Origin of the sequence: Cellulomonas telluris, from assembly GCF_004886325.1 — a bacterium.
GTDB classification, from domain to species: Bacteria; Actinomycetota; Actinomycetes; order Actinomycetales; family Cellulomonadaceae; genus Cellulomonas; species Cellulomonas telluris.
Genome location: NZ_QXFN01000005.1, coordinates 536,712 through 551,610 on the forward strand (window position 1 = coordinate 536,712; position 14,899 = coordinate 551,610).

Consider the following 14,899-nt stretch of genomic DNA (forward strand, 5'->3'; position numbering starts at 1 on the left):
CGCGCGCCTCAGCGCACGGTCGTCGTCGTCCAGCGGGCGTCGGCCGTCGTCACCTCGTGCACGCCGCCCGTGAGCGTCGTGCGCGCCGAGGTCTCCTTGTCCGCGCACGAGGCGCCCACCCAGAGCTCGAGCTCGCCGGGCTCCACGACGCGGCGCCCGGACCGGTCGGTGAACGCCACGCGCGTCGTGGGGACCACGAGCTCGACCTCGACCGACTCGCCGGCGTCGAGCTCGACCCGGCGGTAGCCCACGAGCTGGGCGACGGGACGGGTGACGCTGCCGACCACGTCGTGCGCGTACAGCTGCACGACGTCGGCGCCGGCGCGGTCACCGGTGTTCGTGACGCGCACGCGCGCCGTGATCGTCCCGCCGGTCGCCGCCTCCGCGTCGACCGTCAGGTCCGAGTGCGTGAACGACGTGTACGACAGGCCGAAGCCGAACGGCCGGACCGGCACCGTGCTGAGGTTCGTCACGTCGCCGTCGCCGCCGAGCGCCGGGTGCAGGTACGAGTACGGCTGAGCGCCGGACGAGCGCGGCAGGCTGACGGGCAGACGGCCCGACGGGTTGACCCGGCCCGAGAGGACGCCCGCGATCGCGCGGCCGCCCTCCTCCCCCGGGAAGAACGCCTGCACGACCGCGGCGCAGCACTCCAGCGCCCAGTCCACGACGTACGGACGGCCCGTGAGCAGCACGAGCACGACCGGCGTGCCCGTCGCGACCACGGCCTCGACCAGCTCGCGCTGCACGCCCGGCAGGTCGAGGTCGTCCCGGTCGCAGCCCTCGCCGACCGTGCCGCGGCCGAACAGGCCGGCGTGGTCGCCCATGACGAGCACCGCGACGTCGGCGGACGACGCGGCCGCGACGGCCTCGTCGAAGCCGGTCCTGTCCTCGTCGTCGACCGCGCAGCCGCGCACCGCGACGACCTCGGCGCCGGCGAGCTCGGCCGCGAGCGCCTCGCGCACCGTGGGGATCTCGAGGCCGACCTCCGCCTGGGGGTGCTGCGCGAGCACGTGGTTGAGGAACGAGTAGCAGCCGAACAGGGCTTCCGGACGGTCCGCGTTCGGTCCGACGACGGCGACGCGGCGCGGCTGCGCGAGCGGCAGCGTCCCGTCGTTGCTCAGCAGGACCAGCGACTCCTCGGCGAGGCGCGCCGCCACGCGGCGGTGCTCCGGGCTGTCGAGGTCGACGCCGCTCGGCGGCTCGTCGTCGAACGTCGCGTCGAGCAGGCCGAGCTCGGCCTTCTGGCGCAGCACCCGCAGGACCGCCCGGTCGACGAGGGCCTCGTCGACCTTGCCCGAGCGCACGGCCTCGGCCAGCGGGTCGAGGTAGGCGTCGCCCGTGGGCAGCTCGATGTCGACGCCGGCCTTCAGGGCCAGGCCCGCCGCCTCGCCGAGGTCACCCGCGACGTGGTGCAGCAGCTGGAGGAAGGCGACGCCGAAGTAGTCGGCGACGACGGTCCCGTCGAAGCCCCAGCGGTCCCGCAGGATGCCCGTGATGATCTCGGGGTCGGCGGCCACCGGCACGCCGTCGATCTCGTTGTACGACGACATGACCGACCGGACCTCGCCGTCGAGCACCGCCATCTCGAACGGCGGCAGCAGGACGTCCGCGATCTCCCGCGGGCCCGCGTGGACCGGGCCGAAGTTGCGGCCCGACTGGGACGCGGAGTAGCCGATGAAGTGCTTGAGCGTGGCGTGCACACCCGTGGACTGCAGACCGCGCACGTAGGACGTGCCCACCGTGCCGACGAGGTACGGGTCCTCCGCGATGCACTCGTCGACGCGGCCCCAGCGCGGGTCGCGGATCACGTCGAGCACCGGGGACAGTCCCTGGTGGATCCCCAGGTCCCGCATCGACGCGCCGATGAGGGCGGCCATCTCCTCGACGAGCTCGGCGTCGAACGACGCGCCCCACGCCAGCGGCGTCGGGAACGTCGCGGCCTTCCACGCCGACAGCCCGGTGAGGCACTCCTCGTGCACGATCGCCGGGATGCCGAGACGTGTGCCGGTGACGAGGCGGCGCTGCTGCGCCCAGAGGCGGCGGGCCTGGTCGTCGGCGTCCACCGGACGGGTGCCGTAGACGCGCGTGAGGTGGCCGAGGCCGTTCTTCGTGACCTCGTCGTACCCGCGGGGCGTCTCGAACTCGCCCTGCAGCGGCGCGACGGCCTCGCCGTCCTCCTTCTCCCAGAAGCCGACGATCTGGGCGAGCTTCTCCTCGAGCGTCATCTGCGCGAGGAGGTCCTCCGCTGTGCGGCTCGTGGCCGCCTGGGCGGACACCTGCAGATCCGTCACGGATCCCACTCCTTCGATGGTGCGAAAGCACGGCGGGCGCACGCTGTGACGCGTGCGCCCGCCGGCGTTGGTTGGTGCGGCACCGCGTGGTGGCGGCGCGAGCGGGACTAGCCCTTGACGGCGCCCTGGAGGCCGTTGACGATCCGCTTCTGCATCGTGAGGAAGAACACGAGCGCGGGGACCATCGCCAGCGACGTGAACGCGAGCACGCCCGCGGTGTCGGACGCGTACTGCGTGTTGAAGTCCGCGACACCCAGCGGCAGCGTCTTCATCGCCGGGTTGTTGAGGATCAGCAGCGGCAGCAGGTACGCGTTCCACGAGCCGACGAACGCCAGCACGCCGACCGTGACCATGCCCGGGCCGGACAGCGGCACGAGGATCCGCCAGAAGAAGCCGATGCGCGAGGCGCCGTCGATCGACGCGGCCTCCTCCAGCTCCTGCGGCAGGGCCATGAGGAACGGGCGCAGGATCACGACCGTGATCGGCAGCGCGAACGCCGCCTGCGGCAGCGCCACGCCCCAGAAGGTGTTGACCAGGCCGAGCTCACGGATCTGCAGGAACAGCGGGATGATCGCCACGGTGGCGGGGAACAGCAGGCCGAGGACGAACACCATGTACAGGCCCTCGCGGCCCTGGAAGCGGTACCGGGCCAGCGGGTAGGCCGCCATGACCCCGAAGACCACGACGACGCCGGTGGTGATGAGCGCGATGATCGACGAGTTCAGCGCGTACCGCCAGAAGCTGTCCGACGTCAGCACGTTGATGTAGTTGTCGATCACCCAGGGGTTCGGCAGGCTCACCGGCGTCGCGGCGAGCTGCGCGTTCGACCGGAACCCGCTGAGGAGGGCGTAGACGACGGGCGCGAGGGTCGCGAGGGCGACCACCACGGCGGCGACGTAGACGAGCGGCCCGACGCGGCGGCGTGCGGCCCGCACGCGGGCGGCGGCCGGCCGGGGTCGCGTGCCGCGGGGCGGGGCTGCGACGGTGGTCATCGGGACACCTTCCTGCGCCGGACGATCTTGGTGTCGGATGCGTCACCGCGCTGGACGAACGTCTGGTAGAGGATCGCGAGGATGAACGAGATGGCGAACAGGATCACCGCGACCGCCGAGGCGTAGCCGTACTGGCTGCGCTCGGTGCCCTGGTTGATCAGGTACGTCGCCATCGTCACCGTCGCGTTGGCCGGGCCGCCCTTGGTGAGGATCCAGACCATGTCGAACAGCTGCAGCGAGCCGATCATCGACAGGAAGATCCACGTGCGGATGGTCGGGCCGAGCAGCGGGATCGTGATCTTGCGCTGCGTCTGCCACCACGAGGCGCCGTCGATCTGCGCGGCCTCGTTGAGCTCCTCCGGCACGCCCTGCAGGCCCGCCAGCAGCAGCACGATCGCGAGGCCGACGTACTTCCACGTCAGCACGCCCATGACCGTCCAGAAGGCGAACTCGGGGTCACCGAGCCAGACCTGGGTCAGGAAGCCCAGGCCGATCGTGTCGAGGAACGCGTCGAGCGGACCGTTCGGCTGCAGCAGCAGGAACCACACGACACCGGCGACGACCTCGGCGATGACGTAGGGCACGAAGACGATGACGCGCATCGCCGTGCGGCCGGCGAAGTTCCGGTTGAGCAGCAGCGCGATGCCCAGGCCGATCGGCAGCTGGATCGCGATGGACAGCACCACGATGAGGAGGTTGTTCGTGACGGCCCTCTGGAAGATCGCGTCCCCGAGGGCGTTCGCGTAGTTCTGGAACCCGACGAAGTCGTCCATCGGGCCCAGGCCGTTCCACTTGAACAGCGAGTAACGGCCGGCCTGCACGATCGGCACGACCACGAACACCGCGAACAGCACGAGCGCCGGGGTGACGAAGAAGGCGATCTCGAGCCGCTGGCGCCACTGACGGCGCGAACGGGGTCGGGCGTCCGGGTCGCGCGGACCGGCCGCCGCCGGCCAGGCGGATGCCTGGCCGGCGGCGGCGGTGCGTGCTCCCGCGGCTGCGCCCCTGGGTCCCGTCCCCTGCGTACGGGGGGTCAGGTCGCTGGCCACGTCGCTCACTCGTTCGCGGCTGCAGCCGTCATGGCGTCGACGACGTCCTGCGCGGAGCCCTGGCCCGCGAAGATGTTGACGATCGCGTCGTTCATGGCGCCACCGATGTTCTCGCCGAACGCCGTGTCCAGGTAGAGCTGGATGTACGGCGCGTCGTTACGGACGGCGAGGAGACCGGCGAGGGCCGGGTCGGCGACGAAGGCGCTCGCGGAGCGGTTCGTCGGCAGGCCCATGTCGAGCTCGGCGAAGCCCTTCTGGACCTCGTCGGACAGCAGGTACTCGATGAAGTCGACGCAGACGTCCGGCGCGTCCTGCGCGCAGGCCCAGGCGTCGCCGCCGCCGAGCTGAGCCGTCGGCTCACCCTGGCCGCCGTCGACCGCCGGGAAGGGGAACCAGCCGGTGTTCTCGCCGAGACCCTGCTCGTCCTCCGTGAGGCCCTGCATGACGCCGGGCTCCCAGTGGCCGGCGAGCTCCATCGCGACCTTGCCGGTGGCGAGCAGGCCGGACGCGGACGTCGGGCCGGACTGCGCCGGGGTGGCGAGGAAGCCGGTGTTGAACGGGTTCGTCGCGACGAACGCCTCGAGGTCCTCGCCCGCCTTGAGGAAGCACGGGTCGGAGAAGTCGAGCGAGGTCACCGCGTCCGCGAGGACGTCCTGCGAGCACTGCCGCATCGCGAAGTAGTACCAGTAGTGCGCGGCGGGCCACTTGTCGCCGGCGCCGACCGAGATCGGCTCGACGCCCGCGCCCTTGAGCTGCTCCACGAGGGCGTTGAGCTCGTCCATCGTGGTCGGCGTCTCGGTGACGCCGGCCTGCTCGAAGATCGCCTTGTTGTACCAGAAGCCCACGACACCGAGGGAGAACGGCAGGGCGTAGACCTTGTCGTCCTGGGTCCAGCCGTTCACGGAGCCGCCGAGGTTGGCGATCGTGTCCGCCGCCGACTCGGTGATGTCCTTCACCAGGCCCGCCTCGACGTGGGTGGCGAGCTCGCCGCCGCCACGCTCCATGAAGACGTCCGGCGTGTCGCCGGTCTGGAAGGCCGCGTCGAGCTTGGTCAGCATGTCCTCGTGCTGGAGGGCGCTGACCTCGATCGTCACGCCCGGGTGGTCCTGCTCGAACTGGTCGGCGACCTGGTCGTAGTAGTCCTTGCCGGCGCCGGTGTTCGAGTTGTGCCACCACTGGAGGGTGACGTCGCCGTCGCTGCCGCCGGTGGCGTCGCCGCCACCACCCGCACCGCCGGAGCAGGCGGTCACGAGCATGGCGAGTCCTGCGCCCAGCGCCACGGCGCGGAGGGCGGTCGTCCTCTTCATCTGAAACTCCTCGTCGTCCTTGAGAGGGAGGGACGCCCGCTAGGTAATCAGCCGTCCAGAAGTCGTGTCAATCGATGTCGATAACGTTATCGACACGGTTGGGCTACGATCCCCGTCGTGGACCTCGCTCCTCGCGTGAAGATGTCCGACGTCGCCCGAACTGCCGGGGTGTCGGTCGCCACCGTGTCCAAGGTGGTCAACGGTCGGTACGGCGTGTCGCAGACGACCCTGGAACGCGTCCAGGGCGTCATCGCCCAGCTGGGCTACGAGGCGAGCCTCGGCGCGCGGTCGCTGCGCAGCTCGCGCACCAACGTCCTCGGCATCCTGGTCGCCGAGTTCGAGCCGTTCTCCACCGAGCTCCTCAAGGGCGCCTCGGGCGCCGTCACCGCCACGGGGTACGAGCTGCTCGCCTACTCCGGCGGCGGCGGGCACGCGGACGTCGGCTGGGAGCGCCGGTACCTCTCGCGCCTGTCGGGCACGCTCATCGACGGCGCCATCATCGTCACGCCGACGGTCGTCGAGGCCGTCCCCGGCATCCCCGTCGTCGCCGTCGACCCGCACGCGGGCCCGTCCGGCCTGCCGACGGTCGACGCGGACAGCTTCGCCGGGGCCGTCGCGGCCACGGAGTACCTCCTCTCCCTGGGCCACCGGCGCATCGGCCTGCTCGGCGGCCGCCCCGACCTCGAGTCCGCCCGCGAGCGCGAGCGCGGCTTCCGGCACGCGATGGCGCAGGCCGGCATCACGGTCGACGAGTCGCTCGTCCTCAACGGCGGGTACCGCCCGGAGACCGCGGCCCAGCCCGCACGGGACCTGCTCGACCGCGCCGACGCCCCCACGGCCGTGTTCGCGGCGAACGACCTGTCGGCCATCGTGCTGCTGCGGGTCGCACGCGACCTCGGCCTCGAGGTGCCCCGGGACCTGTCGGTGATCGGCTTCGACAACGTCCCCGAGTCGGCCCTGTCCACGCCGCCGCTGACGACCATCAGCCAGCCGCTGCAGCGCATGGGCGCGGCCGCGCTGGGCCTGCTCGTCGACCTCGTGGCCGGGCGCGAGCGCGAGTCGCACCTGCGCCTGCCCACCGAGCTGGTCGTGCGGGCGACCACGGCGCCGCCGCGGGCCTGACCCTGGGCCCGCGCCCCGGTCACCGCCGGGCCGCGACCTCCTCGTCGCTCTCCGCGCCCGCGGCGACGTGCCGCGTCACCCACGGCGCGAGGGCGGCCATGACGCCCGCGAGCACGAGCGCGACCAGGCCGATCCCGCCGAAGTACGTCACGACCGGCACGTCCTGCGTCGCCCCGACGAGCTGCGCCGTGATCGCGTTGCCGGCGGCCGGCGCCAGGAACCACAGCGCCATCGCCTGACCGCGGAACGCCTGCGGCGCGAGCAGCGTCGTCGCCGCGAGACCCACCGGGGACAGGCACAGCTCGCCGAGCGTCTGCAGGACGTACACGACGACGAGCACCCACCACGGCGCCCTCGCGTCCCCGACCACCGCGGTCGCGCCGGCCAGGAACAGGAAGCTCAGCGCCGCGAGCCCCAGGCCCAGCGCGAACTTCAGCGCCGTCGACGGCCGGTCCCCCGTGCGCAGCCACAACCACGCGAACACCGGCGCGAGGACGATGATCGCCGCCGGGTTGACGGACTGGTAGAGCTCTGGGGAGATCGTCGTGCCGAGCAGCCGCAGGTCCGTCCGGTCGCGCGCGTACTCGGACAGCGTGCTCGAGGCCTGCTCGAAGATCATCCAGAACAGCGTCGCGGCGACGAACAGCGGCACGTACGCCGTCAGCCGGGAGCGCTCCGCGGCGTTGACCTTCGGCGACCGGAACATCACGAGAAACATCGCGACCGGGGCGGCGAACGCGAGGTAGGACAGCCCGTTGATGACGACGTCGAGCGGGCCCTCCTCGCGGTCCGTGAGCGTCGTGACGAGCCAGCCCAGCGCGACCGCGGCCGCGACGGCCGCCACCAGCAGCAGGACCATCCGCACCACCGCCGGACGGTCGGCCGGCGTCAGCGGGTTCGGCGGCTCCTCCCCCGCCCCCCGCAGCAGGCCGCGCCCGACCACGAAGGCGACCAGCGCGAGCGCCATGCCGACGGCGGCGACGGCGAACCCCGCGTGGTAGCCGCCGATGCTGCGCGCGAGCCCGACGGCGAGCGGCGCGCCCAGCGACCCGATGTTGATGCCCATGTAGAAGATCGAGAACGCCGAGTCGCGCCGGGGGTCGTCGCGCCGGTACAGGTCGCCGACCATGCTCGACACGTTCGGCTTGAGCAGGCCGGTGCCGACCGCGACCAGCACGATGCCGAGGTAGGCGGTGGCGGCGGAGGGCAGCGCGAGGCACACGTGCCCGGCGGCGATGACGACGCCGCCGTAGAGCGTCGACCGGCGGGCACCGATCATGCGGTCGGCGACCCAGCCGCCGATCACGGTGAGCAGGTACACCGCCGAGCCGTAGACCGCGACCAGCGCGAGCCCGGTCGCCTCGTCGACGCCGAGCCCGTCGTTCTCGACGGTGTCCGTGAGGTAGTAGAAGAGGATCGCCCGCATGCCGTAGTAGCTGAACCGCTCCCACAGCTCGGTGCCGAACAGCGTGAACAGCCCGGCCGGGTGACCGAGGAAGGTGCGACCCTCCGTCGGCGTGGCGCGCACGGGCAGGTCGGCGGCGTTGCTCATGACCTCCATGCTCACCCCGGCCACCCCCCGGTGCGCGCGGTACGGGCGCGTGCGATGCGCCACAGGGGCGCCGGCGGTGCCCCCGCTGCCGCTGCCCGCGCCGCGCCGGAGGCGGCGGGTTAGCGTGCGGCGTGCCGACCGTGCTGTGGTTCCGCCGCGACCTGCGCCTCGCCGACCACCCCGCGCTCGTCGCCGCGGTCGAGCAGGCGCGCGCCGACGGCGACGAGGTCGTGCCCCTGTTCGTCGTCGACCCCCGGCTGTGGGCCGTCTCGGGCACGCCGCGGCTGGCGTACCTCGCCGCCAGCCTGCGCGCGCTCGACGCGTCGACCGGCGGCCGGCTCGTCGTGCGGCACGGGAGACCCGCGGAGGTCGTGCCGGCGCTCGTCCGGGAGGTCGGGGCACCGGCCGTCCACGTCAGCGCCGCGACGGAGCCGTACGGGCGGCGCCGGGACGCGGCCGTGGCCGCGGCGCTCGGACCGGTCCCGCTCGTCGCGTCGGGCTCCCCGTACGCCGTCGGGCCGGGCCTGCTCCGCAGCGGGTCCGGGGACCCCTACCGCGTGTTCACGCCCTTCCGGAACGCGTGGCTCGACCACGGCTGGGCACCGCCGGCACCACGTCCGCGGTCCGTGCCGTGGGCGGACGTGCGCGGCGACGGCCTCCCGGACGCCCCCGCCACCGACGTGCGGCTGCCCGCCGCCGGCGAGGCCGCGGCCCGCGCGCGGTGGCACGCGTTCGTGCGCGAGGACCTGGAGACGTACCGCACGGACCGCGACCGCCCCGACCTCGGCACGACGTCCGTCATGTCGCCGCACCTGAAGTACGGCGAGATCCACCCGCGGACGATGCTCGCGGACCTCGCCGAGGCCGCCCGGGGTGCGGGTGCGCCGCTCGCCGACTCGGTCGCGACCTACCGCTCGGAGCTCGCGTGGCGGGAGTTCCACGCCGACGTCCTGTGGCACGTGCCCACCGCGGCGCAGGAGTCGCTCCGTCCCGTCGTGCCGGAGGACGCGTGGGCGGACGGGCCGGCGGCGGACGCCGCGTTCGCCGCCTGGGCCGAGGGCCGCACCGGCTACCCGGTGGTCGACGCCGCCATGCGGCAGCTGCGCGCCATCGGGTGGATGCACAACCGGATGCGCATGGTGACGGCGTCGTTCCTCGTGAAGGACCTGCACGTGCGCTGGCAGCGCGGCGCGGCGCACTTCATGGCGTGGCTGGTCGACGGGGACGTGCCGCAGAACCAGCTGAACTGGCAGTGGGTCGCCGGCACCGGCCGGGACGCGGCCCCGTACTTCCGCGTCTTCAACCCGGTGACCCAGGGCAGGAGGTTCGACCCCGAGGGGCGGTACGTGCGCCGGTGGGTGCCGGAGCTGCGGGACGTGCCGACCTCGGCCGTGCACGAGCCGTGGACGCTCGGCCTCGCCGCCCCGGCGGACTACCCGCCGCCGATGGTCGACCACGCCCACGAGCGCCGGGTCGCCCTGGCCGACCACGCCCGCCGCACCACCTGACCGCGCCCGCCGTCTTGTCGAGCGCGGCGGTGGCCCCGGCGTGGGCGTCAGGTGCGGGCTACCTCGTTGTCCGGGTCGCGTCCCGCCAGCAGGGCCTCGAGCTGGCGCCGGACCAGGGCCGCGACGCGCGGGAACGTGGCGTCGGTGTTGCCGCCCTGGTGGGCCGTGACCAGCACGTTCGGTGCGCGCCACAGGGGGTGGTCGGCCGGCAGCGGCTCGGGGTCGGTGACGTCGAGCGCGGCGCGCAGCCGCCCGGCGGTGAGCTCCGCGAGCAGCGCGTCGGTGTCGACGACCTTGCCGCGGGCCACGTTGACGAGCACCGCCCCGTCCTTCATGCGCCCCAGGGCCTCGGCGTCGATCAGGTGGTACGACGTCCGGGACAGCGGGATCGCCAGCACCACGACGTCCGCGTCGGGCAGCAGGTCACCCAGCTCCTCGACGCCGTGCACGTGCCCGTCCGCGTCGTCGCGGGCGGTCCGCGCGACGCGCACCAGCTCGACCTCGAAGGGGGCGAACCGCACCCCGATCGCGCGGCCGACGGACCCCTGCCCCACCACCAGCACCCGCCGGTCGGCCAGGGACGGGCCGAACGGGTTGTCCCACCGGCCCTCGTCCATGGCCCGGACCGCGCGGGGCAGGTCCCGCTGCACGGCGAGGGTCAGCGCCACGGCGAGCTCGGCGGTGCCGGCGTCGTGGACCCCGCGCCCGTTGAGGAGCGTCACGCCGGCCGGCAGGTGCGGCAGCGCGTGCTCGTACCCCGCGCTGGGCAGCTGCACCCAGCGCAGCCGCGGCAGGTCGTGCAGCACCGCGAAGCCCTCGCGGGCGACGAAGTAGTGCGGGACGACGACGAGGTCCACCTCGGCCGCGAGCGCGGGGTCCAGCGGCGAGCGGACGTCCCACGGGACGAGCCGCAGGTCGTCCGGGTGCGCGGCGGCGAGGTCGGCGAGTCGCGTGAGCAGGTCGTCGTCGGGGACGGTGACGGTCAGCACGGTGCGGTACGGGTCCTTCGGTCGGGGCGGCGTCCGCCCGGTCAGGCGGGCTGCCGGGCGCGGTACTCGTCCTCGAGCATCGACATGACGATCGCGTCGCACCAGCCGTCGCCGTCGCGGTAGCCGTCCCGGCGGCGCCCCTCGACGCGGAAGCCGATGTTCTCGTACAGCGACACCGCGCGCGTGTTGATGCTCAGCGCCTCGAGCTCGACGCGGTGCATGCCGAGGCCCTCGAACGCGAACCCCAGCACGAGCTCGATCGCCTCGGTGCCGTAGCCGCGCCCCCGGTACGCCGGGCGCATGGACAGCCGCAGACCGGCGCACCGCACGTCCTCGTCGACGTCGTTGAGCACGATCTCGCCGCGGTACTCGTCGGAGCCGTTCGCCGTCACCGCGAAGTCGTAGCGCCCCTCGGCGGTCTCGCGGCTCGCGCACCACGCCTCGACCTCCTCGCGCGTGAACGTGCGCGTGGTGCCGGTCAGGCGGTTGCCCTCGGGGTCGGCGAGCATGTCCCACATGGCGTCCGCGTCGTCGGCGCGGACCGGCCGCAGGACGATCATCTCGCCCTGCAACGTGGGCTTCTGCATGCGCACCTCCGCACCTCGTGCACCCGTCCGGGCGTCGCCGGGACGGGCGAGCCGTCGCGTCATCGTAGGACGGCCGTGTGACCCGGGTGTTGCGCGACGGCGCCGGCACCCCGGGGGTGCCGGCGCCGTCGCGGACGCGGGGCGGGTCAGCCCTGGACGCGCTCGAGCACGAGCTCGCGCACGCGGCCGGCGTCGGCCTGCCCGCGCGTGGCCTTCATGACGGCGCCGATGATGGCGCCGACCGGCCCGAGGTTGCCGCCGCGGATCTTCTCCGCGATGTCGGGCTGGGCCGCGAGCGCGGCGTCGATCGCCTCGAGCAGCGGGCCGTCGTCGGAGACGACCTCGAGCCCGCGCGCGACGACGACCTGCTCGGGGTCGCCCTCCCCCGCGAGCACGCCCTCGAGCACCTGGCGCGCCAGCTTGTCGTTGATGCGCCCGGAGTCGACGAGCTGCTGCAGCGCGCCGATCTGCGCCGGGGTGATCGGCAGCTCGGCGAGCTCGACCTCCTGCTGCTTGGCCGTGCGCGCCAGCTCGCCCATCCACCACTTGCGGGCGGCGGCGGGCGACGCACCGGCGGCGACCGTGGCCTCGATGAGCTCGACCGCGCCGGCGTTGACGACGTCGCGCATCTCGGCGTCGGCGTAGCCCCACTCGCCCTGCAGGCGGCGGCGCCGGGCGGCCGGCAGCTCGGGCAGCGAGGCGCGGATCTCCTCGACCCACGCCGGGTCGGGGACGATCGGCACGAGGTCGGGCTCCGGGAAGTACCGGTAGTCCTCGGCGTCCGACTTCACGCGGCCGGACGTCGTGCTGCCCGTGTCCTCGTGCCAGTGCCGCGTCTCCTGCACCACCGTGCCGCCGCCGTCGAGCACGGCCGCCTGGCGGCTGATCTCGTAGCGCACGGCCCGCTCGACGGAGCGGAACGAGTTGACGTTCTTCGTCTCGGTGCGCGTGCCGAGCGCCGACTCGGGCGTCGGGCGCAGCGACACGTTGACGTCCGCGCGCACGTTGCCGCGCTCCATGCGGGCCTCGGACACGCCGAGGGCGCGGAACAGGTCGCGCAGCGTCTGCACGTACGCGCGCGCCACCTCGGGCGCACGCTCGCCGGCGCCCGTGATGGGGCGCGTGACGATCTCGACGAGCGGCACGCCCGCGCGGTTGTAGTCCACGAGGGAGTACTCGGCGCCGTGGATGCGGCCCGTCGAGCCGCCTACGTGGGTGTTCTTGCCGGCGTCCTCCTCCATGTGCGCGCGCTCGATCTCGACGCGGAACGTCGTCCCGTCCTCGAGCTCGACGTCGACCCAGCCGTCGTGCGCGATCGGCTCGTCGTACTGCGACGTCTGGAAGTTCTTCGGCACGTCCGGGTAGAAGTAGTTCTTCCGCGCGAACCGGCAGGACTCCGCGATGGAGCAGTTGAGCGCGAGACCGATGCGGATCGCGTACTCCACCGCCGTGCCGTTGACCGCCGGCAGCGCACCCGGCAGGCCGAGGCTGACGGGCGTGATCTGCGTGTTCGGCTGCTCGCCGAACGACTGCTCGGCGCCGTCGAACATCTTGGTGCGGGTGCCGAGCTCGACGTGCACCTCGATGCCGATGACCGGGTCGAACCGGGCCACCGCGTCGTCGTAGTCGACCAGGTCGACGCTCGTCGTCGTGCTCATCAGGCGACCCCTCCGGTCAGCTCGGGCGCGCGGCGCAGCAGCGGCCCCTCCCACCCGAACTCCAGCAGCGCCTCGAGCGCCGCGCCGACCTTGTACAGCCGGGCGTCCTGGCGGGCGGGCGCGAGGATCTGGAAGCCGACCGGCAGGCCGTCGTCCGACAGGCCGTTCGGCAGCGACATGCCGGGCACGCCCGCGAGGTTCGCGGGGATGGTGGCCACGTCGTTGAGGTACATCGCGAGCGGGTCGTCGAGCTTCTCGCCGAGCTTGAACGCCGTGGTCGGCGCCGTGGGCGAGACGAGGACGTCGGCCTGCTCGAACGCGGCGGCGAAGTCGCGCTGGATGAGCGTGCGGACCTTCTGCGCCGACCCGTAGTAGGCGTCGTAGTAGCCCGCCGACAGCGCGTACGTGCCCAGGATGATGCGGCGCTTGACCTCGTCGCCGAAGCCCTGGCCGCGCGTGGCCGCCATGACGCGCTCCGCGGTCACGGGCCCCTCCGACGGCTCGACGCGCAGGCCGAAGCGCATGCCGTCGAACTTCGCGAGGTTGCTCGACGCCTCCGCGGGGAGGATCAGGTAGTACGCCGCGAGCGCGTACGTGAAGTGCGGGCAGGACACCTCGACGATCTCGGCACCCGCGTTGCGCAGCGCCTCGAGCGACTCCTCGAACCGTGCGAGCACGCCCGGCTGGTAGCCCTCGCCCTGCAGCTCGCGCACGACGCCGACGCGCATCCCGCGCAGGTCGGACGAGACGCCCTCCTTCGCCGCGGCGACGTAGCCCGTCGCGGGGTCGGTCAGGGACGTCGCGTCGCGCGGGTCGTGCCCGCCGATGAGCTCGTGCAGCAGCGCCGCGTCCATGACGCTGCGCGTGCAGGGCCCCGCCTGGTCCAGCGACGAGGCCAGCGCGATGAGTCCGTAGCGCGAGACCGACCCGTACGTCGGCTTGACGCCGACCGTGCCGGTGACGGCCGCGGGCTGGCGGATCGAGCCGCCGGTGTCGGTGCCGATCGCGAGCGGCGCCTCGTACGCGGCGATCGCGGCCGCCGAGCCGCCGCCGGAGCCGCCGGGGATGCGGTCCAGGTCCCACGGGTTGTGCGTGTTGCCGTAGCCCGAGTGCTCGGTGGAGGAGCCCATGGCGAACTCGTCCATGTTGGTCTTGCCGAGGATCGGCAGGCCCGCCGCCTTGATCTTCTCGACCAGCGTCGCGTCGTACGGGGGCACCCAGCCCTCGAGGATCCGCGAGCCCGCGGTGGTGGGCAGGCCGCGCGTGACGACGACGTCCTTGACGGCGATCGGCACGCCGGCCAGCGGGTGCAGCTCCTCGCCGGCGCCGCGGCGGGCGTCGACGTCGGCCGCGGTGGCCAGCGCCTCGTCCGCGGACACGTGCAGGAACGCGTGCACCTGCGGCTCGACGGCGGCGATCCGGTCGAGGTGCGCCTGCGTGACCTCCACGCTGCTGATCTCGCGCGCACCGAGCCGCTGCGACAGCTCGGAGGCGGGCATGTGGGTCAGGGGGCTGTCCGCCCCGGTCGCGGCGCTCATGCCTCCTCCCCCAGGATCTGCGGGACCAGGAACTTGCCGTCCTGCGCGGCCGGCGCCTGGGCGAGGACCTCGTCGCGGTCCAGCGGCGCGACGGGCTCGTCGGCACGGAACACGTTGGTCAGCGGCAGCGGGTGGCTGGTGGCGGGCACGTCGGGCGTCGCGACCTCGGACACCCGGGCGACCGACTCGACGATGACGTCGAGCTCGCCGGCGAGGCGGTCGAGCTCGCCCGGCGTCAGGTCGATCCGGGCGAGCGCGGCGACGCGCGCGACCTCGTCGCGGGAGAGGGTGGACATGCCGGAGAGT

At 73.4% G+C, this 14,899-nt stretch carries 12 protein-coding genes; 2 read left to right on the forward strand and 10 right to left on the reverse strand.

The window, feature by feature from the left end:
* Positions 1 to 8 precede the first annotated feature (8 nt).
* The 4 genes from FB586_RS18045 to FB586_RS18060 form a co-directional block, all read right to left on the reverse strand.
* Positions 9 to 2,291 (reverse strand): beta-xylosidase/alpha-l-arabinosidase, encoded by a 2,283-nt coding sequence (locus FB586_RS18045; RefSeq protein ID WP_370741099.1) that lies wholly within the window; start codon positions 2,289 to 2,291, stop codon positions 9 to 11.
* A gap of 107 nt (positions 2,292 to 2,398) precedes the next feature.
* Positions 2,399 to 3,283: a carbohydrate ABC transporter permease gene (locus FB586_RS18050; protein ID WP_136520711.1), complete on the reverse strand. Its 885-nt coding sequence runs from the start codon at positions 3,281 to 3,283 to the stop codon at positions 2,399 to 2,401.
* The gene (locus FB586_RS18055) at positions 3,280 to 4,332 is read right to left on the reverse strand and encodes a carbohydrate ABC transporter permease (protein WP_136520712.1); all 1,053 of its coding nucleotides are present in this window, start codon (positions 4,330 to 4,332) and stop codon (positions 3,280 to 3,282) included. The genes FB586_RS18050 and FB586_RS18055 overlap by 4 nt, the downstream gene beginning before the upstream one ends.
* A gap of 5 nt (positions 4,333 to 4,337) precedes the next feature.
* A complete protein-coding gene (locus FB586_RS18060; protein WP_136520713.1) occupies positions 4,338 to 5,639 on the reverse strand; it encodes an ABC transporter substrate-binding protein in 1,302 nt (433 codons plus the stop codon).
* Between the two features lie 141 nt (positions 5,640 to 5,780).
* On the opposite strand from FB586_RS18060, the gene FB586_RS18065 reads away from it, so the two are divergent.
* Positions 5,781 to 6,761 (forward strand): LacI family DNA-binding transcriptional regulator, encoded by a 981-nt coding sequence (locus FB586_RS18065; protein WP_136520819.1) that lies wholly within the window; start codon positions 5,781 to 5,783, stop codon positions 6,759 to 6,761.
* Positions 6,762 to 6,780: 19 nt separating this feature from the next.
* Here the strand turns inward: FB586_RS18065 and FB586_RS18070 are convergent, their stop codons facing one another.
* Positions 6,781 to 8,322 (reverse strand): peptide MFS transporter, encoded by a 1,542-nt coding sequence (locus FB586_RS18070; RefSeq protein WP_136520820.1) that lies wholly within the window; start codon positions 8,320 to 8,322, stop codon positions 6,781 to 6,783.
* Between the two features lie 122 nt (positions 8,323 to 8,444).
* On the opposite strand from FB586_RS18070, the gene FB586_RS18075 reads away from it, so the two are divergent.
* Positions 8,445 to 9,821 carry a cryptochrome/photolyase family protein gene (locus FB586_RS18075; protein WP_136520714.1) on the forward strand — a complete coding sequence of 459 codons (1,377 nt, stop codon included), beginning with the start codon at positions 8,445 to 8,447 and terminating at the stop codon, positions 9,819 to 9,821.
* A 47-nt stretch (positions 9,822 to 9,868) separates the two neighbouring features.
* Here the strand turns inward: FB586_RS18075 and FB586_RS18080 are convergent, their stop codons facing one another.
* The 5 genes from FB586_RS18080 to gatC all read right to left on the reverse strand — a co-directional run bounded on the left by FB586_RS18080 (position 9,869) and on the right by gatC (position 14,889).
* The gene (locus FB586_RS18080; RefSeq protein WP_136520715.1) at positions 9,869 to 10,810 is read right to left on the reverse strand and encodes a 2-hydroxyacid dehydrogenase; all 942 of its coding nucleotides are present in this window, start codon (positions 10,808 to 10,810) and stop codon (positions 9,869 to 9,871) included.
* Positions 10,811 to 10,851: 41 nt separating this feature from the next.
* Entirely contained in the window at positions 10,852 to 11,397 is a 546-nt protein-coding gene (locus tag FB586_RS18085) for a GNAT family N-acetyltransferase (protein WP_136520716.1), read from the reverse strand.
* Positions 11,398 to 11,543: 146 nt separating this feature from the next.
* The gene (gene gatB, locus FB586_RS18090) at positions 11,544 to 13,055 is read right to left on the reverse strand and encodes an Asp-tRNA(Asn)/Glu-tRNA(Gln) amidotransferase subunit GatB (protein WP_136520717.1); all 1,512 of its coding nucleotides are present in this window, start codon (positions 13,053 to 13,055) and stop codon (positions 11,544 to 11,546) included.
* Positions 13,055 to 14,593, reverse strand: a complete 1,539-nt coding sequence (gatA, locus tag FB586_RS18095) for an Asp-tRNA(Asn)/Glu-tRNA(Gln) amidotransferase subunit GatA (protein WP_136520718.1) — start codon at positions 14,591 to 14,593, stop codon at positions 13,055 to 13,057. The genes gatB and gatA overlap by 1 nt, the downstream gene beginning before the upstream one ends.
* Positions 14,590 to 14,889, reverse strand: a complete 300-nt coding sequence (gene gatC / locus FB586_RS18100; protein WP_135971963.1) for an Asp-tRNA(Asn)/Glu-tRNA(Gln) amidotransferase subunit GatC — start codon at positions 14,887 to 14,889, stop codon at positions 14,590 to 14,592. Before gatC ends, gatA begins: the two co-directional genes overlap by 4 nt.
* Positions 14,890 to 14,899 lie beyond the last annotated feature (10 nt).

Coding starts and splice junctions, on each gene's coding strand:
- FB586_RS18050 (WP_136520711.1), bottom strand. CDS start 3,283: ATGACCACCGTCGCAGCCCCGCCCCGCGGCACGCGACCCCGGCCGGCC.
- FB586_RS18060 (WP_136520713.1), bottom strand. CDS start 5,639: ATGAAGAGGACGACCGCCCTCCGCGCCGTGGCGCTGGGCGCAGGACTC.
- FB586_RS18065 (WP_136520819.1), top strand. CDS start 5,781: ATGTCCGACGTCGCCCGAACTGCCGGGGTGTCGGTCGCCACCGTGTCC.
- FB586_RS18070 (WP_136520820.1), bottom strand. CDS start 8,322: ATGGAGGTCATGAGCAACGCCGCCGACCTGCCCGTGCGCGCCACGCCG.
- FB586_RS18085 (WP_136520716.1), bottom strand. CDS start 11,397: ATGCAGAAGCCCACGTTGCAGGGCGAGATGATCGTCCTGCGGCCGGTC.
- gatB (WP_136520717.1), bottom strand. CDS start 13,055: ATGAGCACGACGACGAGCGTCGACCTGGTCGACTACGACGACGCGGTG.
- gatA (WP_136520718.1), bottom strand. CDS start 14,593: ATGAGCGCCGCGACCGGGGCGGACAGCCCCCTGACCCACATGCCCGCC.
- gatC (WP_135971963.1), bottom strand. CDS start 14,889: ATGTCCACCCTCTCCCGCGACGAGGTCGCGCGCGTCGCCGCGCTCGCC.